This window comes from Caenimonas sedimenti (assembly GCF_007833165.1).
Classification (GTDB): Bacteria; Pseudomonadota; Gammaproteobacteria; order Burkholderiales; family Burkholderiaceae_C; genus Ramlibacter; species Ramlibacter sedimenti.
In genome coordinates this window covers 198,501-221,782 of record NZ_VOBQ01000009.1, presented here as the reverse complement: position 1 = coordinate 221,782, position 23,282 = coordinate 198,501, and the positions used below count along the sequence as shown (strand labels likewise).

The 23,282-nt window shown below is 69.2% G+C and carries 21 protein-coding genes and 2 pseudogenes; 1 reads left to right on the top strand and 22 read right to left on the bottom strand.

Annotated elements, in window-relative coordinates; translation table 11 throughout:
* Positions 1–44 precede the first annotated feature (44 nt).
* Genes FN976_RS12680 through FN976_RS12665 form a run of 4 tightly spaced genes read right to left on the bottom strand, consistent with a single transcriptional unit; the run spans position 45 to position 2,972 of the window.
* On the bottom strand, positions 45–827 hold the full coding sequence (locus FN976_RS12680; protein ID WP_145893388.1) for an SDR family oxidoreductase: 783 nt from the start codon (positions 825–827) through the stop codon (positions 45–47).
* Positions 824–1,444: an LPS export ABC transporter periplasmic protein LptC gene (lptC, locus tag FN976_RS12675; RefSeq protein ID WP_145893387.1), complete on the bottom strand. Its 621-nt coding sequence runs from the start codon at positions 1,442–1,444 to the stop codon at positions 824–826. The genes FN976_RS12680 and lptC overlap by 4 nt, the downstream gene beginning before the upstream one ends.
* Positions 1,441–1,983: a KdsC family phosphatase gene (locus tag FN976_RS12670; protein WP_145893386.1), complete on the bottom strand. Its 543-nt coding sequence runs from the start codon at positions 1,981–1,983 to the stop codon at positions 1,441–1,443. The genes lptC and FN976_RS12670 overlap by 4 nt, the downstream gene beginning before the upstream one ends.
* Positions 1,980–2,972, bottom strand: coding sequence for a KpsF/GutQ family sugar-phosphate isomerase (locus FN976_RS12665; RefSeq protein WP_145893385.1), 993 nt, complete (start codon positions 2,970–2,972; stop codon positions 1,980–1,982). The genes FN976_RS12670 and FN976_RS12665 overlap by 4 nt, the downstream gene beginning before the upstream one ends.
* Before the next feature lie 48 nt (positions 2,973–3,020).
* Here FN976_RS12665 and FN976_RS12660 point away from each other — a divergent pair, with 48 nt between their 5' ends.
* Positions 3,021–5,006, top strand: a complete 1,986-nt coding sequence (locus FN976_RS12660) for a monovalent cation:proton antiporter family protein (RefSeq protein WP_145893384.1) — start codon at positions 3,021–3,023, stop codon at positions 5,004–5,006.
* Between the two features lie 95 nt (positions 5,007–5,101).
* Here FN976_RS12660 and FN976_RS12655 read toward each other — a convergent pair whose 3' ends face one another.
* The 18 genes and pseudogenes from FN976_RS12655 to FN976_RS12575 all read right to left on the bottom strand — a co-directional run bounded on the left by FN976_RS12655 (position 5,102) and on the right by FN976_RS12575 (position 23,218).
* Positions 5,102–5,551 carry a Crp/Fnr family transcriptional regulator gene (locus FN976_RS12655; protein WP_145893383.1) on the bottom strand — a complete coding sequence of 150 codons (450 nt, stop codon included), beginning with the start codon at positions 5,549–5,551 and terminating at the stop codon, positions 5,102–5,104.
* A gap of 78 nt (positions 5,552–5,629) precedes the next feature.
* Entirely contained in the window at positions 5,630–6,565 is a 936-nt protein-coding gene (locus tag FN976_RS12650) for a hypothetical protein (RefSeq protein WP_145893382.1), read from the bottom strand.
* Positions 6,566–6,734: 169 nt separating this feature from the next.
* The gene (locus tag FN976_RS12645; RefSeq protein WP_145893381.1) at positions 6,735–7,223 is read right to left on the bottom strand and encodes a Crp/Fnr family transcriptional regulator; all 489 of its coding nucleotides are present in this window, start codon (positions 7,221–7,223) and stop codon (positions 6,735–6,737) included.
* Positions 7,224–7,318: 95 nt separating this feature from the next.
* Entirely contained in the window at positions 7,319–7,687 is a 369-nt protein-coding gene (locus FN976_RS12640) for a VOC family protein (RefSeq protein WP_222432808.1), read from the bottom strand.
* 32 nt (positions 7,688–7,719) lie between these two features.
* A complete protein-coding gene (locus FN976_RS12635) occupies positions 7,720–9,195 on the bottom strand; it encodes an SRPBCC family protein (protein ID WP_145893379.1) in 1,476 nt (491 codons plus the stop codon).
* 13 nt (positions 9,196–9,208) lie between these two features.
* Positions 9,209–9,649: an SRPBCC family protein gene (locus tag FN976_RS12630; protein ID WP_145893378.1), complete on the bottom strand. Its 441-nt coding sequence runs from the start codon at positions 9,647–9,649 to the stop codon at positions 9,209–9,211.
* A gap of 4 nt (positions 9,650–9,653) precedes the next feature.
* Entirely contained in the window at positions 9,654–11,363 is a 1,710-nt protein-coding gene (locus FN976_RS12625; RefSeq protein ID WP_145893377.1) for a flotillin family protein, read from the bottom strand.
* A gap of 25 nt (positions 11,364–11,388) precedes the next feature.
* Positions 11,389–12,219, bottom strand: coding sequence for a phosphoenolpyruvate hydrolase family protein (locus tag FN976_RS12620; protein ID WP_145893376.1), 831 nt, complete (start codon positions 12,217–12,219; stop codon positions 11,389–11,391).
* A gap of 17 nt (positions 12,220–12,236) precedes the next feature.
* Positions 12,237–13,460: pseudogene (locus FN976_RS29465) on the bottom strand (Tm-1-like ATP-binding domain-containing protein); the annotation flags it as partial.
* Positions 13,461–14,009: 549 nt separating this feature from the next.
* Positions 14,010–14,510: pseudogene (locus tag FN976_RS29460) on the bottom strand (ABC transporter ATP-binding protein); the annotation flags it as partial.
* Positions 14,510–15,328 carry an ABC transporter ATP-binding protein gene (locus FN976_RS12610; RefSeq protein WP_222432807.1) on the bottom strand — a complete coding sequence of 273 codons (819 nt, stop codon included), beginning with the start codon at positions 15,326–15,328 and terminating at the stop codon, positions 14,510–14,512. The gene FN976_RS12610 and the pseudogene FN976_RS29460, both read right to left, overlap by 1 nt.
* An 18-nt stretch (positions 15,329–15,346) precedes the next feature.
* On the bottom strand, positions 15,347–16,597 hold the full coding sequence (locus FN976_RS12605; RefSeq protein ID WP_222432806.1) for an ABC transporter substrate-binding protein: 1,251 nt from the start codon (positions 16,595–16,597) through the stop codon (positions 15,347–15,349).
* A gap of 25 nt (positions 16,598–16,622) precedes the next feature.
* The gene (locus FN976_RS12600) at positions 16,623–17,792 is read right to left on the bottom strand and encodes a branched-chain amino acid ABC transporter permease (RefSeq protein WP_222432805.1); all 1,170 of its coding nucleotides are present in this window, start codon (positions 17,790–17,792) and stop codon (positions 16,623–16,625) included.
* Positions 17,789–18,781, bottom strand: a complete 993-nt coding sequence (locus FN976_RS12595; protein WP_145893373.1) for a branched-chain amino acid ABC transporter permease — start codon at positions 18,779–18,781, stop codon at positions 17,789–17,791. The genes FN976_RS12600 and FN976_RS12595 overlap by 4 nt, the downstream gene beginning before the upstream one ends.
* Before the next feature lie 103 nt (positions 18,782–18,884).
* Positions 18,885–20,171 (bottom strand): metal-dependent hydrolase family protein, encoded by a 1,287-nt coding sequence (locus FN976_RS12590; protein ID WP_145893372.1) that lies wholly within the window; start codon positions 20,169–20,171, stop codon positions 18,885–18,887.
* Positions 20,172–20,185: 14 nt separating this feature from the next.
* Positions 20,186–21,499: a metal-dependent hydrolase family protein gene (locus tag FN976_RS12585; protein WP_145893371.1), complete on the bottom strand. Its 1,314-nt coding sequence runs from the start codon at positions 21,497–21,499 to the stop codon at positions 20,186–20,188.
* 16 nt (positions 21,500–21,515) lie between these two features.
* Entirely contained in the window at positions 21,516–22,310 is a 795-nt protein-coding gene (locus FN976_RS12580) for an alpha/beta fold hydrolase (protein WP_145893370.1), read from the bottom strand.
* 11 nt (positions 22,311–22,321) lie between these two features.
* The gene (locus tag FN976_RS12575) at positions 22,322–23,218 is read right to left on the bottom strand and encodes a fumarylacetoacetate hydrolase family protein (protein ID WP_145893369.1); all 897 of its coding nucleotides are present in this window, start codon (positions 23,216–23,218) and stop codon (positions 22,322–22,324) included.
* Positions 23,219–23,282: the final 64 nt, after the last annotated feature.

Here is a 23,282-nt window from a genome sequence, read left to right as displayed (position 1 = left end):
TGAGGCCGCTTCCCCCAAAGGCTCCCCTGGGAGCCTTTCCTTTTTCAGGTCTGGTTGTGCCGCGGCTTGCGCGCCCGGCCTTCCAGCAGCTTGTCGTACAGCGGATTGGGCAGCACGCGCAGCAGCTTGGCCACCACGCTCATCTGCCAGGGAATCACGCGGTAGCTGGTGCCCGCCGCGATGGTACGGAATGCGGCATCGGCGAAATCTTCGGGCTGCATCAGGAAGGGCATGCCGTAGCGGTTCTTCTGCGTGAGGGGGGTGTCGACGTAGCCCGGACAAATCGTCACGACTTTCACACCGCTGCCGCGCAGCTCGCCGCGCAGGCTTTCGCAATAGCTGACGACCGCGGCCTTGCTGGCGCAGTAGGCGCCGTGACCGGGCAGGCCGCGGATGGCGGCGACGCTGGCGATGCCCACCAGCGCGCCACTGCCGCGCGCCCGCATGGGGCCGACGAAGGGGTGGAAGGTGGCTGCCAGCCCGACGTTGTTGATCGCCAGGGTGCGGGCGAGCACATCGATGTCCTCGCGTTCGGCCGTGTCCATGCCCACGCTGATCCCGGCGTTCGCGATCACCGCGTCCGGCACCCCCTGCTGTTCGATGCACTCCTGGCCCGCGGCCACGATGCTGTCCGTTTCGGCGACGTCGGCGCCATAGACACGCCAGCGGTCGGGCGGGATGCCGCGGCCCTGGGCCCACTGCGCGATCTCCGCGCTGCGGCGCGCCACCAGGGCCAGCCGCCAGCCGGCCTGGTGGTAGCGCCAGGCCAGCGCCTGGCCGATTCCGCTCGAAGCGCCGGTGATGAAGGCCAGCTTGCCGTCGCTCATGGGCTGGGCGCTCCCCGTTGGCCGCCGGGCTGGATCACGCCGCGGACGCGGCCTTGCAGCGCCAGCACGCGTTCCAGATTGTCGTAGTCCAGGCTGTCGGCCGTGAATGCGTCGCCACCGCGCGTGATGTGCACCGGCTTGTGCGACTTGACCCTTTCGGTGTCCATGTAGGCGTGCAGGAACTCGCCGCGGATCTCCAGGCGCGGCGCGCTCTGGGCGGCCTCCCGCGTGACGACGGCGTCACCGATCAGCTGGACCTGCGAGCCATCGGCATTGCTGATCGCGCGCTGCGCCGTTGCCACCGTCAGGAGGCCCTTGTCGTTGAACGCGCGGATGCGCGGCTGGTCGATCTCCAGGGTGTCGGTGTCGGGGTAGTGGCGGGCCTCGACACCGCGGACTTCGCTCTTCAGGCGGCCCGTGGGATCGAACGACTTCACCGAAAACCCGCGCATGAAGTAATCGGGGTCATGGGTCGGCTTGCTCTCCGCCTGCGGCGCGGCGGTGGCCGGGGTGTTGCGCGCCAGCCAGTAGGTGCCCAGCGCCAGCAGGCCCATGAGCATGACGGGCAGGTAGACCGAGAGCCGGTCCCAGGCCCGCCAGAGGCCGCGCCCCGTCATGCGTAAGCCTCCAGCAGCCCGGCATAGCGGCCGGATGCCACCAGCAGCACATCGCAGAACTCGCGCGCCGCCCCCTGGCCGCCGGCGGCCTGCGTCACGTAGCGCACACGGGCGCGCACTTCGGCATGCGCATGCGGCGGGGCGGCGGCAAAGGCGCAACGGGTGAGCACCGGCAGGTCGGGCCAATCGTCGCCGATGGCCGCCGCCTGCGCCCAGTCCAGGCCGAGCGCCGTGAGCGTCGCCTCGGCGGCCGGCCGCTTCGTCTCGGTGCCGTAGTGCACGTGCGTCACGCCCAGGGCCGCCAGCCGCGCGCGCAGGGGCGCCGAATCGCGCCCGGTGATCACGGCCGGCGTGATGCCGGCGCGCTGCAGCAGCTTGAGGCCCAGGCCGTCGAGGATGTTGAAGCGCTTGAGCGTCTCGCCCTGTTCCGACAGGAAGACCCCGCCGTCGGTGAGCACGCCATCGACGTCGAAGAAAGCGACGCGCACGCCCTGCGCGGCGAGCAGGAGTTCGGGCGGGAAGTTGAGCACCGCGCTCAAATGACTTTCGCCCGCATCAGGTCGTTGGTGTTGACGGCGCCGCAGAGGGCACCAGCCTCATCCACCACCAGCAGCCGCGTGATGCCGAACTGCTCCATCATCTGCGCCGCTTCGACCGCCAGCGCGTCCGAGCGGATCGTGCGCGGGCCGGCATGCATCACGTCAGCGGCGGTCTTGCCGCGCAAGTCGGTCCCGGCCTCGACGAGGCGCCGCAGGTCACCGTCGGTGAAGATGCCCAGCACCTGGCCCGCGCTGTCGACCACCGCGGTTGCGCCGAAGCCGTGCAGGCTCATGCTGCGCATCACGTCGACCAGCACGGCACCTGGCGCGACGCGAGGCACGGCGTCGCCGGTGCGCATGACGTCGCTCAGGTGCGTCAGCAGCTTGCGGCCGAGCGCGCCGCCCGGATGCGAACGCGCGAAGTCTTCCTCGCGGAAGCCACGCGCGTCGAGCAGCGCGACGGCCAGCGCATCGCCCAGCGCCAGCTGCGCCGTGGTGCTCGCTGTCGGCGCCAGGTTCAGCGGGCAAGCTTCCTTCTCGACCCCGCTGTCCAGCACGATGTCGGCGTGCCGGCCCAGGGTGGAAAGGGCATTGCCCGTCATGGCCACCAGCGGCACCCCCAGCCGCTTGAGCACGGGCAGGATCACGGTGATCTCGTCGCTTTCGCCACCATTGGAGATCGCCAGCACCAGGTCGATCGGCTTGATCATGCCGAGGTCGCCGTGGCTGGCCTCGGCGGGGTGCACGAACATGGCGGGCGTGCCGGTCGAGGCCAGCGTGGCCGCCACCTTGCGGCCGACATGGCCGCTCTTGCCCATGCCCATGACGACCACGCGCCCGCGCACCTGCAGCATCGCCTGGACGGCGCGGGCGAATCCCTCGCCGGTGCGTGCCTTCAGGCCCAGCACGGCAGCGGCTTCGATGTCGAACGTTTCCTGCGCCAACCGCAGTGCGCGCGCGGCGTCGAAAGGCTCCGGGGCGGCGGTCATCAGCCGGATTCTATCGGTCCGTCATTCGCGCGAGATAGCATAGGGCCGATGTCCTCCCTGGAACTCACGCTGCTCTACCTGCTGGCCGCCGTGCTGGGGGTGGTGGTGTGCCGCTTCCTGAAGTTGCCGGCGATGCTCGGTTACCTGGCCGTCGGCGTGGTGATCGGCCCCAACGCGCTGGCGCTGGCGCAGGATTCCGAGAGCGTGCGCCACCTGGGCGAGTTCGGCGTGGTGTTCCTGATGTTCGTGATCGGGCTGGAGTTCAACATCTCCAAGCTGCGCGCCATGCGGACGCACGTGTTCGGGCTCGGGCTGTTCCAGGTGGTGGTGACCATCGCCGTCGGCATGGCCGGTTCGCTGTTCCTAGCCGCGCTGGCGCCCCGCCTCTGGAACATGAGCTGGCAGACGGCGCTGGCGCTGTCGGGCGCTTTGGCCATGAGCAGCACCGCGATCGTGGTGAAGATGATGTCCGACCGGCTGGAGCTGGAGTCGGAGCACGGCAAGCGGGTGATGGGCGTGCTGCTGTTCCAGGACTTGGCCGTGGTGCCGCTGCTGGTGCTGATCCCGGCGCTGGGCAGTCCGCCGGAGGCGCTGCTGGGGGCCATCGGCTTGGCCTCGCTGAAGGCGACGGTCCTGGTGGGCCTGCTGCTCACGGGCGGACAGGCCGCCATGCGCTGGTGGCTGACGCTGGTGGCCCGGCGCAAGAGCGAAGAACTGTTCGTGCTGAACCTGCTGCTGGTGACGCTGGGGCTGGCCTGGCTGACGGAGCTGGCCGGGCTGTCGCTGGCGCTGGGCGCCTTCATCGCCGGCATGCTGATCTCGGAGACGGAATACAAGCATCAGGTGGAGACCGACATCCGGCCGTTCCACGACGTGCTGCTCGGGTTGTTCTTCATCACCATCGGCATGCTGCTGGACTGGCGGCCGGTGGTGGAGCATTGGGCGCTGGTGCTGCTGCTGGTGACGGGCCCCGTGCTGTTCAAGCTGGGCCTGGTCACGGTGCTGGCGCGCATGTTCGGCGCGAGCATGGGCGTCTCGCTGCGGACCGGCCTCCACCTGGCGCAGGCCGGCGAGTTCGGCTTCGTGCTGCTGACGCTGGCGCAGAACGAGAAGCTGGTGCCGCCGGCGCTGCTCAACCCCATCCTCGCCAGCATGGTGCTGTCGATGCTGGCCACGCCCTTCATCATCCAGTGGAGCAACCGCATCGTGATGAAGCTGGTGGCCAGCGACTGGATGCTGCAGTCGCTGCAGATGACCAGCATCGCCCGCAAGTCGATCAACGCCAACAAGCACGTGATCATCTGCGGCTACGGCCGCTGCGGCCAGAACCTGGCGCGCATGCTGGAGCAGGAAGGCATCCCCTACATGGCGCTCGACCTCGACCCGGACCGCGTGCGGCAGGCGGCCGCGGCCGGCCATTCGGTGGTCTTCGGCGATGCCTCGCGCCTGCAGGCGCTCGTGGCCGCGGGCCTGGCCCGCGCCAGCGCCGTGGTCGTGACCTACCTGGACGTCGCCGGTGCGATCAAGGTGCTGGCGCGCGCGCGCGAGCACGCGCCGCAGGTGCCGGTGATTGTGCGCACCCAGGACGACCTGGACCTGGAAAAGCTGATGGCCGCCGGCGCCACCGAGGTGGTGCCGGAAACGCTGGAAAGCTCGCTGATGCTGGCCAGCCACGCGCTGGCGCTGGTGGGCGTGCCGATGCGGCGGGTGATCCGCATCGTGCAGGACCAGCGCGACGCCCGCTACAACCTGCTGCGCGGCTACTTCCACGGCGCCGACGACGACACCGTGCAGGAACTGGAGCAGGAGCGCCTGTCGTCCATCACCCTGCCGCTGGGCGCGCGCGCGCTCGGCCGTGCGCTCAGCCAGTTCGCGCTGCACGCGCAAGGCGTGCGGGTGGTCAGCCTGCGGCGCAGCAATGGCAAGGCGGTGGATCCGGACACCGACCCGCCGCTGGAAGACGGCGACACGCTGGTGCTCTCGGGCCGGCCGGAGCCGCTGGCGATGGCGGAGGAGATCCTGTTGCGAGGGTAGGTGCGCTGGGGTTCGCCTGCGGGCTCACCACCAGCCTACGCGTAGTTCGCAGCCCCTCGTAGGCTGGGGTGAGCCCGCAGGCGAACCCCAGCTTTCTAGCTGAAGTGACCGACCAGCACCGCTTCGCGCATGCGAATCGCCAACACCGCCGCCAAGCCCTTGATCAGGTCCACTGCCAGCCGCGGCTGCTTGTTGGCCAGCGCGTTGAAGCGGTCCCACTTCAGCCCCCAGGCCACACCGGCCTGCGAAGGCACGACGGTGGCGCTGCGCGGCTGGCCCGAGAAGAAAGTGCCTTCGCCGACCACGCTGCCCGGTTTGATGGTGGCCAGCACGTGGCCCTGGGCCCGGACTTCGAGTTCGCCGTCGGCCAGGATGAACAGTTCGCGGTCGCTGTCGCCCTCGTGCATCAGGGGTTCGCCGGCGCGCAGGAAGCGCACCGACAGGTAAGGCGCGATCGCCTTCCATTCGTCAGCCGTCAGCTTGCAGGGCAAGGCGTCCTGCGCTTCCAGAGCGCCGATCGCCTGCGCGAGTTGTTGTACGTTCATGCCACCTCCAGCCCGGGCGGGCGCCCAGGGGCGGGAGTGTAAGCGAAAAGTAAGCTCGCGACCGTGCGCGAGACGGCGCTAACGTAACTCGCCGTATTGCGTGGCGCTGAGGCCGGTGGGTTCGGGCTGCTCCGGCATCTCGGTGTCTTCGAAGCCGGTCAGCAGCGTGTAGCTTTGCGGGCCGCTCTTGGCGGAGCCGTCGAAGGTGCGGGCGGTGGCATGGGCGGCTGTCGTGGCGAGCCCGATCTCCGGCTTGGCGGCGGAAGCGGCGGCCGGGCGGGCGGCGGCCGGCTGCGGACGCGCCGCAGGTGTCGCGGGCGTGGCGACCGCCGCCGGCAGCGGCTGGTTGCGCACCGCCGCCGTGGCCAGAGCGCGCTTGAAGGCCTCGACTTCGTCGGGGTGGAGCGGGTCGAATTGCGCCCGGCCGCGTTCGGGCGCCGGCGCCAGTTCGGCGGGCTGGGAGACGCTTTCGGGCTGCGCGACGGGCGGCAGCGAATCGGCGAACGGCATCGAATCCAGCGCGGCCGGCCGTGATGTCGGCCCATGCGAATGCGTGTGGATGGGAGAACGTGACGCCGGGTCGCCGACGGCCACATGCTCGTTGGAGCGCCAGTACACCGCGGTCACGAGGATGTCGTAGCGCGACTTGGCGCCCTGGGCGATCAGCGCTTCGATCTCGGCGAGCCGGCCGGTCTCACCGCCCGCGCCGCGCGACAGGTCGATCATCACCAGGAACTGGCGGCCCCTCGCATCGAGCGACAGCACCTTGAACTTGTAGCTGGAAGACAGCACGCCAGCCCGGACCATGGCCTCGCGGACCACACCGTAAAGCAGTTCGCGGCGCGCCATCCGTTCGTTCTTGCGGTTGGCGGGCTGGGCGTTCGGCTGCAGCATCTGCGCCTGCTTGCTGCCGCTGAACGGCTTGGTGGAATCCATGCGCGAGAGGCCCGAGCTGGAAGGCGGCGGAGCCACCTTGGCGGGCTTTTTGGGCATCAACCAGCTGAAAATGGACATGAGCGGGCTCTCCGGCAACGGCGCCTTTGATAACTTTGGTGTTCGGGCGCCGGAAACTCCAGTGTAAGTGCCGCACTGCGACATTTCAGGGAGATATTTCACGTTGCCTGGCGCCGGGCGCGCGTTGGCGCCCCGTAATGTGAAAAAGTTGCCAGCCGGAGCGGGCCGATCACGTCACCGCGACGCGCTTGGGCCGGTTGGCCAGACGGCGCGACACCAGCGACCCCAGCGCCATGGCGACTTCCAGCGCCAGGGCGGGTTGCCGGTTGCTCAATTCGGTGAAGCGGATGGGCGGCAGCGACCAGACTTTGGCCTGCCCGGCCGCCTGCACGGTGGCCGTGCGCTGCTGGCGGCTGAAGAAAGCGCCTTCGCCGACCGCGGACCCAGGCCCGACGGACGCCAGCCGCAGCCGGCCCTTGTCGTCCTCGTAGTGCACCGTGAGCGTGCCGGTCTCGACGAAGTACACCGTGCGGTCCGTCCCGCCTTGTTCGATCAGCACCTGCCCCTGCTTCATGGCGAACGGCTGGAGATAGGTGCCCAGCAGCTCCCATTGCGTCTGCGTCAGGTTGGGCTGGAACGCGTCGGGCGAATGGTTGTGCGACGCGGCCTGCATCAGGCCATGGATGTCGAAACGGGAGGGAGTGGCGACAGCGTTCATGAGGCGCTAAGGTACGTGTGCGCGCGAACGCCCACAAGCGCTGTTTACTTAGCTTACAGCTGATACGCCGCAGCCACGGTTGTAACCGGGTGCGCTCAGGCTTCGAGCGTCTCGGCCGGGTCGAAGTCCAGCTCGACCTTGGCGCCATTCGGGTCGTGGCAGAACAACTGCCAAGTGAGCGCGCCGGCCTGCCGCTTCAGCTGGTAGGGCACACCGCTGGCGTCGAACCGGGCTTTCGTCTCGGGCAGTCCACGCGCCGAAAACGCCATGTGGTCGATCACGCCGGCCCGTCCCGCGGGCACGGGCCGGTCGCCGTACACATGCAGGATGGGCCGCCCGTCCGCGTACAGCCAGGCGCCGGCGAAGCCCAGGTCCGGCCGGGGCCCCTGCTGCAAGCCGATGAGATCGACGTAGAACTTCACGGTCTCGTCCAGGTTCTCGGCGATCACGGTGAAGTGGTTCATGCCATGGATCATTTTTCTTCTTTCGATTTGCTTCAGGTCACCAGCACCAGCGAGCCCGTGCTTTCCCGCGATTCCAGCCGCCGGTGCGCCTGGCCGGCCGCGTCCAGCGAAAACCGCTCGATGGCGGGCGGCCGGACGGCGCCGCTGCGCAGGGCGTCCCAGACACGCTGCGCGCGCTGCTGCAATTCTCCGCGCCGCGTGACGAAGTCGAACACCACGGGCCGGGTGAAGGTCATCGACTTGGCCAGCAGCCGGTCCACCTCCAGCGGCGGCAACGGTCCGCCCGCCTGGCCGAGGCTGACCCAATGGCAGCGCCGGTCGGCGGCCGCCAGGTTCTCCGCGACGGCCGGCCCGCCCAGGCCATCGACGATGAAGTCGGCGCCGCCGCAGTGGGCCTGCACCGCATCCGCGAAGCGGCCATCGCGCGCGACGATCACGTGCTCGCAGCCGTGGTCGCGGGCGAAGCGCGCTTTCGCTTCGCTGGACACCGTGCCGACGACCGTCGCGCCGAGCGAGCGCGCCCAGCCGCACAGCAGGGAGCCCACGCCGCCCGCCGCCGCGTGCACCAGCATCCGCGTCCCCGGCCCGACGCGGCCCAGGTCGCGCAGCAGGTAGTCCGCCGTCACGCCCTTCAGCAGGATGGCCGCGGCGGTTTCGTCGTCCACCTCGGCCGGCAGCCGCACCACATGCGAGGCCGGCAGCGTGCGGATGCTGCGGTAGGCGCCCGGCTCGGGGCACAGGTAGGCCACGCGATCCCCTGGCAGGAGGCCGCCAACGCCGGTGCCGGCGTCTTCCACCGTACCCGCCGCTTCCATGCCCAGCACGCCGGGCAAAGGCAGCAGGCCGGGGATCCAACCGCGCCGCAGGTAGACATCGATGAAGTTCAGGCCGATGGCGCGCTGGCGGATGCGCACCTCGCCCACGCCCGGCGGCGGGCAGCTGCCGGCGCTCGCTTCCAGCTCCGCGGGGCCGCCGTAGCGGGCCAGCCGCACTTCGCGGCTGGGGAGTGCCATGCCGGCCGCACCCGCCGCGCTGCCGGTGGCGGCGCCGGCGCCCCGGCTAGCAGGCGTGGCTTGCAGGTAGCGCCGCAAGTTCGCGAAGCCGGCCTCGTACACGCCTTCGGCCACCATGTCGCGCAGCTCGCGTTCCTGCCCGGGCGGCGTCGCGAAGCTGGACTCCCAATGCCAGAACGTCCGGTCGCCGTCGGTGACCGGCTTGAGCGTGACCGTCGCCACGTAGCGCAGCAAGGGCACGGTGGCCTCGACGATGGTGTAGGTCGACTTGTATTCGGTATCCGACAACGCCAGCAGCTGCTCGCGGATGCGGTTGCCGTCCTTCAGCGAGAAGCTCCGCACGCAGCCCACCTGGGCGGAGGACTCGCCGTTCTCGATGCAGCTCGCGTCGACCACGTCGTGCCACTGGTCATGGCTGTTGAAGTCGCGCAGCACCGCCCACACGCGCTCGATCGGCGCGTCGATGATGGTGGAGCGGACGACCTTCTGCAGCATCGCGATGCGCTCCTCAGCGGCCGCGGAAGTGCTTCTTGAGCGCGTCGAAGCCGCCCTGGAACACCTGGCCGCCGATCAGGTCCGACAACTCGCGCTCACGCGCCTCGTCGCAATCGAACTCCGCGCTCCACTCGGCGAAGGTGCGGCCGCCATCGGTAACCGGCGTGAGCTTCAGCGTGGCGGTGTAGTTGTCGACGCCCATCGGACTCTCGAGGATGGCGTAGCTGCAGCTGTATTCGAAGTCCGAGAGCGCCAGCAGCCGCTCGCGGATCATGCCGCCGTCGCGCGTGTGGAAATTGCGCACGCATCCCACCTTGTCGGGCGCCTCGCCGTTCTCGATGCGGCTGTCGGCGATGCCCGGGTGCCATTGCGGCAGCGCATTGAAGTCGCGGATGCGCTGCCAGACCGCATCGGCCGGCGCTTCGATCACGCTGGAGACGTAGACGCGGATCATGCGCTCAGCCCTTCTTGGGCGCGTCGGCCGGCGGCAGGGCCGCGCCGTTCGGCGCAACGCCGGTGGCACCGCTCACCAGCTGGTTGATGTTGGCCCCATCGAGCCCGATCTCCTTCAGCAACTGGTCGACGATGGGCGCCTGGGCCCGGAAGCGCAGCGCCGAGTTGACGACACCGTCGGCGAAGTTGTTCTGCGCGCCCACCGGCACGACGCCGCCACCGCCGCCACCGCCCAGCAGGCCATCCACCTGCAGGATCTTGATGCCTTCGATGCGCTCCATCGGCTTGACGGATTCGCGGATGATGCCCTCGGCCTTGTCGACCACGCGCAGGCGCAGTGCCGACGCGCGGGCGTCCGGCGACAGCACGTTCTGCGCCTCGTTCATCAGGCGCACGGCCTCGGCCTCGACCTCGGAGCGCACGCGGATCGCGATCGAGCGGATCTTGTCGGCGCCGGCGTCGGCTTCCGCCTGTGCCAGCACCGCCGCGCCACGGTCGATGCTCGCGGCCTTCTCGGCGCCGGCCGCGCTGGTGAGGCGCAGGGCCTCCCGTTCCGCCGCCTGGGCTGCGCTGATGAGGTCGATGGCCTTGCGGCGCTCGGCCACTTCGACTTCGCGTGTGGTGAACACGCGTTCCTCCGCCGACACAGCAGCGGCGCGCGCGATGTCGGCTGCCGCCTGGGCCTCGCTCTGGTTCTTGCTTTCCAGGGCGACCGCGATCGCGCGCTGCTGCTCGGCGAGGTCCATCGCCTGGCGCCGCAGGATCTCGGCGGCCTGCAGCGCCTTCTCCTTGGCGATGCGCTCCTCCTCCAGCGACTGCTCGGAGCGGATGCGGGCCTGCTCGATGGCCTGGCGGGCGGAAATCTGAACGGTCTCGGCGTCCTGCTCGCGCTCGGCCCGCTCGGTGGCGAGGTCGGCGCGCTGGCGCGCCCGCGCCACTTCCACCTCGCGCTGCTGCGACAGCCGCGCGTACTCGCTCTCTCGGTCGATCTCCAGCGAGAGCTTCTCGGCTTCCAGGTTCTTGTTGCGGATGGCGACCAGCGTGTCCTGCTCGACGTCGTTGCGCTGCTTCTTGCGGTGCTCGATCTGCTCGGTCAGCCGGGTCAGGCCTTCCGCGTCGAAAGCATTGCTGGGGTTGAAGTACTCCATCGAGGTCTGGTCCAGCTGCGTCAGCGAGGCCGCTTCCAGCTCCAGCCCGTTCTTGGTGAGGTCACCGGCGACGGCTTCGCGCACGCGCTTCACGAACTGGCCGCGCTTCTCGTGCAGTTCCTCCATCGTCATCTCGGCCGCCGCGGTGCGCAGGGCGTCGACGAACTTGCCTTCCACCAATTCCTTCAGCTGCTCCGGCGCCAGCGTGCGCATGCCGAGCGTCTGCGCCGCCGCGGCGACGGCCACCGGATCGGCCGCGACCCGCACGTAGAACTCGGACACCACGTCCACTCGCATGCGGTCCTTGGTGATGAGCGCCTTGTCGCGCCCGCGCGCCACCTCCAGCCGCAAGGTGTTCATGTTGACGGGGATCACCTCGTGCAGGATCGGCAGCACGAAGGCGCCGCCGTCGAGCACCACGCGCTGCCCGCCGAGGCCGGTGCGCACGAAGGCGCGCTCCTTGCTGCTGCGCAGGTACAGCCAGTGCAGCAGCCACACCGCGATGCCGACCACGATGGCCGCCACGATGAGTCCCAGGATGAAGGTCCCGAATTGGGCGCCGGTCATGGTTGTCTCCTTGTCATTCAGTTCGTTAGCGCTTGATCTCGACGAAGCGCCGGACGTTGTCGGTGAGGGCCACCTCGGTGGGCAGCCGCTCCATGGAACTCGCGCCGTAGAAGCCGTCGCACTCCAGGCAGCGCTCCAGGATCCAGCGGGCGTCGGCCGGCTCGGCGATCGGGCCGCCGTGGCACAGCACCAGCACGTCCGGGTTGACGGCCCGCGCCGCGGCCGCGTAGGCGTTGATCGGCTCCACGCAGTCGGCAAGCTTCAGTGCGGTCTCCGCGCCGATGGCGCCGCCGGTGGTCAGGCCCAGGTGGGCCACGATGATGTCCGCACCCGCCGCCGCCATGTCGCGCGCGTTCTGTTCGCTGAAGACATAGGGCGTGGTCAGCAGATCCAGCGCGCGCGCCTTGGCGACCAGCTCCACCTCCAGGCCGTAGCCCATGCCGGTCTCTTCGAGGTTGGCGCGGAAGGTGCCATCGATCAGGCCGACCGTGGGGAAGTTCTGGATGCCGGAGAAGCCCAGCGAGATCAGCCGCTGCAGGAAGTCGTCGGCGATCATGAACGGGTCGGTCCCGTTCACACCCGCCAGCACCGGCGTGTGCTTCACCACCGGCAGCACCTCGTGCGCCATCTCGCAGACGATCTCGTTGGCGTTGCCGTAAGCCAGCAGGCCGGCCAGCGAGCCGCGGCCCGCCATCCGGTAGCGGCCCGAGTTGTAGATGACGATCAGGTCCAGGCCGCCCGCTTCCTCGCACTTGGCCGACAGCCCGGTGCCGGCGCCGCCGCCGATGATGGGTTGGCGCGCCTGCACCTTGGTGCGCAGGCGGTCGAGGATGGCTTGGCGGGAGATGCGGGGCATGGGTGCTCCTCTTGGTTTCAGGCCCTGAAGGTGCTCGAGATGGGCCGGGCGGGCTCGCGCGGCGTGGCGACTTCGCGCCAGGCGGCGACCAGCGCGTCGGCGAACGCCTCGTCGTTGATGTGCAGGGGCAGCCGCAGCAGCTTGCGGTCGGGGCCCGGGCGGAAACCCGCTTCGATGGCGGAGAACAGCGCGCGGTCGGCGTCCGGGTTGTGGAACGGCTGTCCCGGCTTGTCGATGGCCGACACGCCGGCCTCGGGAATCAGGAAGCGCACCGGCCCGGTCATCGCGTTCAGCTTGCGGGCGATGAATTCGCCGATCGCCTTGCATTCCTCGGGCGTGGTGCGCATCAGCGTCACCACCGGGTTGTGGCGGTACAGGTTGCGGCCGCGGAAGCGCTCGGGCACCGTGTCGATGGCGCCCCAATTGACCATGTCGAGCGCGCCGCAGGAGCCGACGTAGGGCAGTGCGCGGCGCGCGAACACGTCCATGCGGCCGGGGCCGGCGGACAGCGTGCCGCCGACAATCTCGTCGGCCACTTCCGTGGTGGAGACGTCGATCGCGCCGGCCAGCAAGCCCGAATCGGCCAGCTTCTCCATCGACTGGCCGCCGACCCCGGTGGCGTGGAAGACCAGGCAGTCGTAGGCCTCGCTCAGGCGACGGGTGACGGCCTGGACACAAGGTGTCGTCACCCCGAACATCGTGAGCCCCAGCGCCGGCTTGGTTTCGCTCACCTCGTTGCTGGTGTGCGCCATCATCCCTGCCAGCGCGTGCGCCGCGTTGGACAGCACCTTCTCGCTGATGCGGTTGATGCCGGACACGTCCGTGACCGAATACATCATGCAGATGTCGCTGGGGCCCACGTACGGCCGGGTGTCACCCGAAGCCATGGTGGACACCATCACCTTGGGCAGGCCGACCGGCATGGCGCGCATGCCGGGCGTGACGAGGGCCGTCCCGCCGGAGCCACCCGCCCCGAGCACGCCGCCGACGTCGCGCCGCGCCAGCAGGAAGCGTTCGAACGCCACGGCCATCGCAGTCACGGCGCTGCCGCGGTCGTTGGTGAAGACGGCCGATTCGCCCTGCGGGTGGTGCCGCGCGACCTCGCGCGGGTGGACGCTGGCGGCCGACGGCTTGCCCGAGGTCGACAAGTCCACCGTGACGACGCGCAGGCCCAGCTTCTCCAGGCGCTGGCGCAGGAAGAACAGTTCGCGGCCCTTGGTGTCGAAGGTACCGGCGACGTAGGCGGCGCGGCCGGCGCTGGCGGCGACGGGGAACTCGAAGACTTCGGCGGACTTCGGCCCGTCGGCCTCTTGGGTAGGCTGGGGTGAGCGCGCAGCCGAACCCCAGCGGTGCGGCTCGTCAAGCTGGGGTTCGCGCGGCTCACCCCAGCCTACGGGTGGCGAGCGTTGATCCCACCGGTTCACACCACCCACACTTCGCAATGGCACCACCGGCACCGCATCCGCCTCCGCATGCGCCCGTCGCACCGTGAACACCCGTCCCGGCGATGCCGGCGCCTCAGGAACCGGCGCGGCCTCTTCCTCCTCATCGTTCGAGCGGATCCCCAGCAGCTTCTCCTGCAAGCCCTTGTCCGCCGCCAATTCGTGCGAGGGCAGTTCATGCGCGATGCGCCCGTTCACCATCACGCCGATGCGGTCGGCCACCGCGATGGCCACGCCGAGGTTCTGCTCGATCAGCAGGATGCCGATGCCGCTGTCGGCCGCCAGCTTGCGCAGGGCCTCGGCCACCTGTTCGACGATCACCGGGGCCAGGCCCTCGGTGGGCTCGTCCATCACCAGCAGGCGCGGCTCCAGCAGCAAAGCGCGGCCGATCGCCAGCATCTGCTGTTCGCCGCCGGACAACTGCGCCCCGCCGTTGGCCTTGCGCTCGGCCAGCCGCGGGAACATCGTGTAGACCCGCTCGACCTCGCGCTTGTGCTTTGCCACCAGGCGCAGCGTTTCGTCCACCGTCAGCGACGGCCAGACGCGCCGGCCCTGCGGCACGTAGCCGATGCCGCGCTTCGTGATCTCGTTGGGGTTGCGGCCGAGGATCTCCTCGCCCGCGAGCTGCACGCTGCCGCCGCTGGCGCGCACCAGGCCCGTCACGGCGTTGCACAGCGTCGTCTTGCCCATGCCGTTGCGGCCGACCAGGCCGTACACGCCGTGGTCCAGCGTGAACGTCACGCCTTGCAGCGCGTGGGCGCGGCCGTAGTACACGTCCAGCTCGCGCACGGCCAGCAGCGGCGCGCCGTTCGCCAGGGGTCCGGGGGCGTCTTTCTTGAAGAGGGCCATCAGTGCTTGCCCCCCATGTAAATGGCTTGCACCTGCGCGTCGTTCTCGATCTCGTGGGGCGTGCCATGCCGCAGCACGCGCCCGTTGTGCATCACGGTGACCTGCTCGACCACGCGCAGCGCGATGTCCAGGTCGTGCTCGATCAGCACGTAGCTCATGTGGGCGGGCAGCGAGGTGAGAAGGCTCACCAGCTCGCGCCGCTCGGCCGGCGACAAGCCCGCGGCCGGTTCGTCGAACAGGATCAGCCGCGGCGCGCCGGCCAGCGCCATGCCGATCTCCAGCTGCCGCTGCTGGCCATGCGCCAGGTTCGCGACGAATTCGTCGGCGATGTGGCTGAGGCGGGCGCGTTCCAGCAGCTCCTCGGTGGCGGCGCGGGACGCATGGGCGGCCCCGGGCCGCAGGAAGCTGTAGCGGCCGCCGGCCTGCCCGCGCACCGCGAGGAACAGGTTGTCGCGCACCGACAGCTCACGAAAAAGAAGGGAGGACTGGTACGTGCGCCGGAGCCCCTTGCGGATGCGCTCGTAGGGCGGCAGCTGCGTGATGTCCTCGCCGAAGAAACGGATCCTTCCCGCCGTGGGCGGGAAGTCCCCGGTGATGGCGTTGAACAGCGTGGTCTTGCCCGCGCCGTTCGCGCCCAGGATCGCGCGCTTCTCGCCCGCGGCCACCGTCAGCGTCACCCCGTCGACGGCACGCAGCGCGCCGAAGCTGCGCGTCACGTCGTCGAGCACCAGGGCGTCGTTCGACGCCAGCGCCACCGGCGGCAGCGGGCGCGCCGCGCGCGCACCGGCCGCCGGCCGCAGGGTGGTGATGGAAGCCACGGGTTCGCGCCCTTTCGCTTACGGGCAGGCCGGCACGTCGCGCGAGCCGATCTTGAACTCGGCCTTCGGGATGCCGAGCGTCTGCTCGACGCCGTCGACCTTGGCCAGCACCTTGTTGAACAGGTTGCCTTGGGCGTCCTTCACCACTTCGGTGACGAAGGTGGTGCCGATGGCCTGGCGGTTGGCGTCCAGCTTGACGTCGCCAGTGGGCGTCTTCAGCACCATCTTGTTCAGGCCTTCGCGGTACTTGGCGTGGTTGCCCGAGAGATCGCCGTTGGCGGCTTGCAGGCCTTCCAGTGCCGCCTTCATGTTCACGTAGTAGACGTAGGCGAACAGGGAGGGGCTGGGGTAGCCGCCGGCGGAGACCGGGTAGTTGGTCTTGTAGGCCTCGACGAATTTCTTCCAGTCGGCACCGTCGTAGGCGTCGGCCAGCGGGCCGGCGGACAGCGTGCCGACCAGCGAGTCGCGCCGCTTGCCGCGGTAGTTCAGCACGTCCTGGCTGACCGTGATGGAACCGCCCAGGATCGGCTTGTCGCCGCCGGCCGCTTCGTACTGGTTCAGGAAGTTCACCGCGTCGGCGCCGCCCAGCACCAGCATCAGCGCATCGACATCCTTGGGGATGCGCGCGATGACGGACGCGTAGTCCTTGCCGCCCAGCGGCACCCAGGCCTTCAACGGCACCTTGCCGCCGGCCTTGCAGTACTCGGTCATGAAGCCCTGCACCTGCGAATAGGGGAAGGCGTAGTCCTCGGCGATGACCATCACGCGCTTGTAGCCCTTGGCCATCGCGGCCTTGCCCAGGCCCACCATCCACTGCGCGCCCTCGGTGTTGAAGCGGTAGAAGTTCATGCTGGGGTTTTCCAGCGTGGTCGCCTGCGCCCCCGAGCCCCCGTTGATGAAGGTCACCTGCGGCTGGGTCTTGGAATAGTCCTTGACCGCGATGCCTTCACCGCCGGACAGCGGGCCGACCAGGATGTCGACCTTGTCCTGCTCCACCAGCTTGCGCGCCGCGTTGACCGCGACATCGGGCTTGGCGTCGGACGAGGCCTTGATGATCTCGATCTTGCGGCCGGCCACCACGCCGCCCTTCTCCTTGACCGCCAGTTCGGCGCCGCGCATGCCGTCGGCACCGCCCGCCGCGAACGGCCCTTCCAGGGTCGCCAGCAACCCGATCTTCACGGGCGCGCCCTGGGCCCAGGCGCTTCCGCCGACGGAAGCGGCAAACGCGGCCACCGCCAGGCCGCTCAGCAGGAATCTCTTCTTGACCACGCTTGTCTCCTTGGGAATGTGCGCATCAGCGCATCGATGAAGTGACGGACCCATTGCGCTGCAGGCGGGCGCGAACGCTCGCCCACAGGCCCAGCAGGCCGTCGGGGGAAAACAGGACGATGGCGAGGAAGACCCCGCCGATGACGAGATTGAAGCGTTCGCGGTCGATCACGTCGATGGCGAACGTCTGCAGCAGCACGAAGATGAGGGCGCCGAGAAACGGGCCCACCGGGTGACGCATGCCGCCGAGCACCGCGATCACCAGGATGTTGATCAGCCACGAGGTGCCGATCGAGCCGGGGGTGATGAGGCCGTTGTACCAGACGAGCAGGATGCCACCGACCGCCGCGAGGACACCGGCCACCGCGTACGCCGCGACCCGGTGCGCCGTCACGTTGTAGCCCAGTGCGTTCATGCGGCGCGGGTTGTCGCGGATGCCTTGCAGCGCCACGCCGAAGGGCGCGCGCGCGATGTACTTGACCGCCAGGTAGCCGGCCAGCGACAGCGTGAGCACCAGGAAGTAGAAGGGCAGCGGCGAGCGCCAGTCGACGTCGAACACCGTGGGCGGGTAGACCTTCTGGAAGCCCTGGAAGCCGTTGAACACCGAGTAGTTCTGCAGCGCCAGGTAGTAGAAGGCCACGCCCATGGCCAGCGTGATCATGATGGTGTAGATGCCTTCGGTGCGCACCGAGAGCCAGCCGATCAGCGCGGAGGCGAGCACCGCGATGGCCAGGGCGAACGGCAGCACGATGCCCCAGTGCCAGCCCAGGCTGAGCGAGGTGCCGCTCGTGCCGAGAATGGCCACCGTGTAGCCGGCGACGCCGGCCACCGTCATCTGGGCCAGCGACACCATGCCGCCGTAACCGGAGAGGAACATCAGCGAGAGCGCGACCAGGCCGAGCGCCAGCGATTGCGCGCCGACCTGGAAGGTGATGAAGGGGGAGGCGACGAAGGGGAAGAGGACGAGGCCGAGGAACGTCAGGACGTGGCGTGCTTCGAGGTGACGCCAGAGGAATTTGAGCCAGCGGGGGGCGTCTTGATCCGCGTACGGATCGGTTTCCGTAGGCTGGGGTGAGCCGCGCGAACCCCAGCTTGGCGCGGCCGCCCCGGAGCGCTGGGGTTCGGCTGCGCGCTCACCCCAGCCTACGGAGCCCGCACCGCTGTTCATCGCCTTGCGCCAACGAGCTGCGCTCATGCCGCCTTCCCCATGATCCCGCGCGGCCGGAAGGCCAGCACCAGCACCAGGATCAGGAAGGTGAAGACCACGCTGTAGGTCGGCGCATAGGCCAGGCCATAGGTCTCCGCCAACCCCAGGATCGCCGCGCCGATCGCCGCGCCCACCACGCTGCCCATGCCGCCGACGATCACCACGATCAGCGACGCCAGCAACAATCGCGTGTCCTCGCCCGGCACCATCGACAGTTCCACCGCACCGATCACCCCGCCCAGGCCCGCCAGGCCGGCGCCCAGCGCGAAGGTGATGGCGAACACCAGGTTCACGTTGACGCCGGCCGCCGCGAGCATCGCGCGGTCGTCCACACCCGCGCGGATCATCATGCCGACGCGGGTGCGGTTCAGCAGCAGCCAGAGCCCGACGCCGATCACGATGCCCATGGCCAGCAGGCTGAGCCGGTAGGCGGAGTAGGCGTTGATCAACGGAATGCCGCGGATCGGCCCTTGCAGCCAGGCGGGCGCCTCCATCTGGTGGACTTGCGCGGTGAAGATCCAGATCAACAGGTCCGCGATCACCACCGAGAAGCCGATCGTCACCATGGTCTGCCGCAGGTCCTGGCCCTGCATGTGCCGCAGCACCAGTACCTGCAACAGGATGCCTGCGACCGCCGCCACCAGGAAGCCGGCGGCGATGCCGAGCACCCAGTAGCCCGTCTTCTCCGCGACGATGAAGCCGATGTAGCCGCCCAGCAGGTAGAGCGAGCCGTGCGCCAGGTTGACGTTGCGCATCAGGCCGAACACCAGCGTGAAGCCGCTGGCGACGATGAAATACAGCGAGCCCAGCGTGAGGCCGTTCAACAGCGTGATGAGGAACAGCTTGGCGTTGTCGAACAGGGCCCAGATGGAGAAGACCAGGATGGGGCCACCAATGAGCACCCAGGGGATGGCGCGGCGCTGCCAGCCGGGCGCCCAGCCGCGCTGAAGGTCGTTGGTGGGAAGGACGGCGCTCATCGTGGCACCTCCTGGATCCCAGCCTGCGCTGGGATGACAGCCCGTCGTGCGTCATTCCTGCGCAGGCAGGAATCCAGGGGCGCGCAGCGCCAAAGTGCAGCGCTCATGCCGCCCACCGCATCTCGCGCCCCGCATCCGTCTCCGGCATCTTCGCGAACTGCCCGTCCTTCATCACCGCCAGGATCCGCTTCGGATCCCGCAGGATCCCGATGTTCGCGAGCGGGTCGCCGTCCACCAGCAGCAGGTCGGCCAGGTAGCCTTCCTTCACCTGCCCCAGCTCGTGCCCGCGCATCATGATTTCGCCGCCGTACACCGTGGCGCAGCGGATCGCCTCCGCCGGTGTGAAGCCCAGGTACTTGACGAAGAATTCCAGGTCGCGTGCGTTCTGGCAATGCGGCGTGAAGGCGAAGCCGTAGTCGCCGCCGAACAGGATGCGCACGCCGCGCCGGTGCATGGCCTTGAGCGATTCGATGGCGGCGTCCCATTCGATCTGGTAGCCCATGGCCACCGCCTTCTGATGCGTGATGCCATAGGCCTCGGCCTCGTGCAGCATCGCGTAGAGGATGGCGATGCCGGGCGCGACGAAGACGCGGCCCTTCGCGGCCTCCAGCATGTCCAGCGTTTCCTCGTCGGTGAAGCTCGCGTGGTAGATCACATCGATGCCATGCCGCAGCGCCTGCTTGACGGAAGCGGCGGAGCGCGCGTGCGCGGTGCCGCGCTTGCCGCGCACCCGAACCTCGTCCATGGCGGCGGCCACCTCGGCGTCGCTCATCCAGGTGGTCTCGGCCGGCGAATCGGGCGTGAAGTTGTCGCCGGAGAGATTGAGCTTGATGGAATCGACACCGTACTTCAGGAACATGCGCACGGCCTTGCGCATCTCGTCGGCGGAGTTCACGTTCACGCCGAAGCTGAATTCCGGGAACGGCAGGTGCGGCAGGGTCTCGTCGCCCAAGCCGCCCGGCACCGTGATCTCCTGGCTGGCCGCCAGGTAGCGCGGGCCCGGAATCTGGCCGCTGTTGATCGCGTTGCGGATGACGACGTCGAGCCGCGGCTTGGCGCAGGCGGCGCCCACGCAGGACGTGAAGCCCGCCTCGAGATAGCGCTTGGCCACCTTGGCGCACCACAGCACGTGTTCTTCGAGCGGCATGCTCTGGATGGCGCTCAGGGTTGCCGCGTCGTTCCAGGAGAAGTGGGTGTGCGCCTCGCACATGCCCGGCATCAGCGTGGCGCCGGCACCATCGATCACCGTGGCCGGGCCACCGCTGATCGAACTGCCGCTGCGGCTGACGCGCTTGATGCGGTTGCCTTCGACCAGCACGCTGCCCAGCCAGGGGGAGCTGCCGACGTTGCCTTCGAGGATGCGGACGTTGGTGAAGAGGGTGCTGTCCATGTTCGTGCTCCTCCTCAGGCGGCCCAGCGGGTGGTTTCGGGCCGCGCGCCCGCTGCGGCGTTCGCCCGCATCGGCGGCGCGCGATGGAACTTGCCGTCCTTCATCACCGCCAGGATCCGCTTCTTGTCCTGCAGCACCGTGATGTCGGCCAGCGGGTCGCCGTCGATCAGCAGCAGGTCCGCCAGGAAGCCCTCCTTCACTTCGCCCAGCTGGCCCTTGCCCATGCGCATCATGGGTGCGCCCCAGGCGGTGGCCGACAGCAGCGCCTCGGTGGTCGACATGCCCAGGTGCTTGACGAAGTACTCGAGGTCCTTGGCGTTGCTGCCATGCGGCGTCCAGGCGAAGCCGTAGTCGCCGCCGGGCAGGATGCGCACGTCGCGCCGGCGCAGCGCCTTCATGGATTCGATGGCGTGCTCCAGCTCCTTGAAGTAGCCCATGCCGCGCGCGATGGCCGGCGTGATGCCGAACTCGCTGGCGTGGTGGCAGGTGTTGATCAGCCAGGCCAGGCCGGGCGCGATGAAGTGCGACTTCTTGTTCGCCTCCAGCAGGTCGAGCGCTTCCTCGTCGGCGAAGCTGGCGTGGTAGATGACCTCGATGCCCAGGCGCACGCATTGCTTGATGGAGTGGGTGGACCGCGCATGGGCGGCGACACGCTTGCCCCAGACCTTGGCCTCCTCCACGCAGGTGGCGACTTCCGTCTCGGTGAATTGCGACCGCTCGCTCGACATGCCGGTGATCGATTCGCCCGACAGGTTGATCTTGAGCGTGTCGACGCCGTATTTGCAGAACATGCGGACGCAGCGCCGCATTTCCTCCGCGCCGCTCACCACCGCCCCGAACGCGAACTCCGGTTGCGGCAGGTGCGGCTGCGTCGTGTCGCCCAGGCCGCCCGGCACGGTGATCTCCTGGCTCGCCGCCAGGTAGCGCGGGCCGATGATGGTGCCGTCATTGATGGCGTTGCGGATCACGACGTCGAGCCGCGGCTTGGCCGTGGCGGCACCGACGCACGAGGTCCAGCCCATGTCGAGGTAGACCTTGGCGACCTCGGCGCACCACAGGATGTGTTCTTCCGGCGGCATGCGCTGGATCGAATCGAGCGAAGGCTGGTTGTTCCAGGAGAAATGCGTGTGCGCCTCCACCATGCCCGGCATGAGGAACGCCCCCGCCGCATCCACGGTCGTGACGCCGTTCACCGGCGCTGCGCGCTGGCCGAAGGCGCTGCGCTGCACGCGCGTGATGCGGTTGCCCTGCACCAGCACGTCGCCCTGGAAGGGCGCGTCACCGGAGCCGTCGAAGACGCGGGCGTTGGTGAAGAGCACGTCGGCCATGTTCGGATTTCCTTGTTCAGCGCTGCGCGGGCAGGAAGGACTTGAGTTCGCGCACGCAGTCCTCAGCACGCTCCACCGGCGTCCAGTGGCCGCAGCGGGGCAGGACGACGGTGCGGACGCTCTTGGCGCCGGTCAGCCGCTCGGCCATCGCACGCACGGACTGCGGCGGCGCGACCACGTCTTCGTCGCCCGTCATCAGCAGCACCGGCGCTTCAATGCGCTCGACGGCGGCGGCCGGTGCGGCGGCCAGCGCTTCGCAGCTGCGCGCATAGCCTTCGGGGTCCTGCCGCGTCAGGCTTTCGCGCACGAAGGCGGTGGGGACGGGCAAGCGTTGCCGGGTGTCGGCCGAGATGGAAGCATTGACGAGAGCCAGTGCGATCTCGTGCATGCCGCGGACGCCTTCGTTGCGCGCCTTCTCGGCGCGTGTGCGGATGTTGCCGCGCGCCGTTTCGGGCGGCGCGATCAGCGGCCCGAACAGGGCGAGACTGCGCACCAGGCGCGGCTGTGCGGCGGCCAGGTGCTGGCAAACGATGGTGCCCATCGAGTGGCCGAGGAAGTGCGCGCGCGAGACGTTGAGGCGGGCACAGACGGCGAGCACCGCCTCGACCAGCTTCTCGATCGTGAGCGTGCCTCCAGCTGCCGCGGACCGCCCGCTGCCCGGCAGGTCCGGCCGGATCACGCGGTAGCCCGCCAGCGCCTGCATCACCGGCGTCCAGGTGTTGGACGTCCCGCCCAGCCCATGCAGGCAAACCACGGCATCGCCTTCCCCTTCGTCTTCCACGGCCATGCGATCGATGATGTGCAGCGTCACAGCGTCGGGCCTCAGGCGTAGTCGAAGAGGTTGTCGATGGCGCCGATGCCATCGATCTCGATGCGGAAGCGATCGCCCGCCTGTAGCCACTTCGGCGGGCTGAAGCCCATGCCCACGCCCGAGGGCGTGCCCGTGGCGATGATGTCGCCCGGCAGCAGCGTGATGCCGCGCGAGCAGGTCTCGATCAGCGTGGGGATGTCGAAGATCATGTCGCGCGTGCGGCCGTCCTGCCGCAGCTCGGTGGCGCCGCCTTTGGGCCCCTTGGGAATTAGCCAGCCGCGGATTCGTGTGTCGCGCCCGTCGAGTTCGTCGGGCGTGACGATGCACGGCCCCATCGGGCAGAAGGTGTCGAAGCTCTTGCCCAGCACCCATTGCTGGTGGCGCACCTGGATGTCGCGCGCACTGATGTCGTTGAGCACGGTGTAGCCGAACACGTGGTCCATCGCGCGGCTGCGGGAGATGTTCCGTCCCCGCGTGCCGATGATCACGGCGAGCTCCGACTCGTAGTCGATCTCGCGCGTGATGGCCGGGTCGGGCAGGCGCACGGTGTCGTGCGGCCCGATCACCGTCTCCGGAAATTTCGTGAAGAGGATCGGCCACTTGTCCTCGGCCGGCAGGGTGTCGCGAAAGACGCTGGTGGCGAGCTCCGCCGCGTGCGCGCGGTAGTTGCGGCCGGCGCAGAAGATGTTGCGGCGGGGCAGGGGGATGGGCGCCGCGAGGGTGACGGCTTCCATCGGCAGGCGCGGCCCGGCCTCGCGCGGCAGGCCTTCGCCCGCGGCCAGGCGCTCGATGATTTCGAGCGCGCCGGCGGCCGCGTTCGCCACGGCCAACGGCGTGACCTCGCGGCCATCCGACGAGACGGTGCCCGCCTGGAGCCGCCCGCCCCAGTGCCACGTTGCGATGCGCATGGGTTTGTCTCCTCCGCGCTGCCAATGAAGCCTTGCGCGCCGGCTCCCGGGTGGTTTGAGACTC

Coding starts and splice junctions, on each gene's coding strand:
- FN976_RS12680 (WP_145893388.1), bottom strand. CDS start 827: ATGAGCGACGGCAAGCTGGCCTTCATCACCGGCGCTTCGAGCGGAATC.
- lptC (WP_145893387.1), bottom strand. CDS start 1,444: ATGACGGGGCGCGGCCTCTGGCGGGCCTGGGACCGGCTCTCGGTCTAC.
- FN976_RS12665 (WP_145893385.1), bottom strand. CDS start 2,972: ATGACCGCCGCCCCGGAGCCTTTCGACGCCGCGCGCGCACTGCGGTTG.
- FN976_RS12660 (WP_145893384.1), top strand. CDS start 3,021: ATGTCCTCCCTGGAACTCACGCTGCTCTACCTGCTGGCCGCCGTGCTG.
- FN976_RS12655 (WP_145893383.1), bottom strand. CDS start 5,551: ATGAACGTACAACAACTCGCGCAGGCGATCGGCGCTCTGGAAGCGCAG.
- FN976_RS12650 (WP_145893382.1), bottom strand. CDS start 6,565: ATGTCCATTTTCAGCTGGTTGATGCCCAAAAAGCCCGCCAAGGTGGCT.
- FN976_RS12645 (WP_145893381.1), bottom strand. CDS start 7,223: ATGAACGCTGTCGCCACTCCCTCCCGTTTCGACATCCATGGCCTGATG.
- FN976_RS12640 (WP_222432808.1), bottom strand. CDS start 7,687: ATGAACCACTTCACCGTGATCGCCGAGAACCTGGACGAGACCGTGAAG.
- FN976_RS12635 (WP_145893379.1), bottom strand. CDS start 9,195: ATGCTGCAGAAGGTCGTCCGCTCCACCATCATCGACGCGCCGATCGAG.
- FN976_RS12630 (WP_145893378.1), bottom strand. CDS start 9,649: ATGATCCGCGTCTACGTCTCCAGCGTGATCGAAGCGCCGGCCGATGCG.
- FN976_RS12625 (WP_145893377.1), bottom strand. CDS start 11,363: ATGACCGGCGCCCAATTCGGGACCTTCATCCTGGGACTCATCGTGGCG.
- FN976_RS12620 (WP_145893376.1), bottom strand. CDS start 12,219: ATGCCCCGCATCTCCCGCCAAGCCATCCTCGACCGCCTGCGCACCAAG.
- FN976_RS12600 (WP_222432805.1), bottom strand. CDS start 17,792: ATGAGCGCAGCTCGTTGGCGCAAGGCGATGAACAGCGGTGCGGGCTCC.
- FN976_RS12595 (WP_145893373.1), bottom strand. CDS start 18,781: ATGAGCGCCGTCCTTCCCACCAACGACCTTCAGCGCGGCTGGGCGCCC.
- FN976_RS12590 (WP_145893372.1), bottom strand. CDS start 20,171: ATGGACAGCACCCTCTTCACCAACGTCCGCATCCTCGAAGGCAACGTC.
- FN976_RS12585 (WP_145893371.1), bottom strand. CDS start 21,499: ATGGCCGACGTGCTCTTCACCAACGCCCGCGTCTTCGACGGCTCCGGT.
- FN976_RS12575 (WP_145893369.1), bottom strand. CDS start 23,218: ATGCGCATCGCAACGTGGCACTGGGGCGGGCGGCTCCAGGCGGGCACC.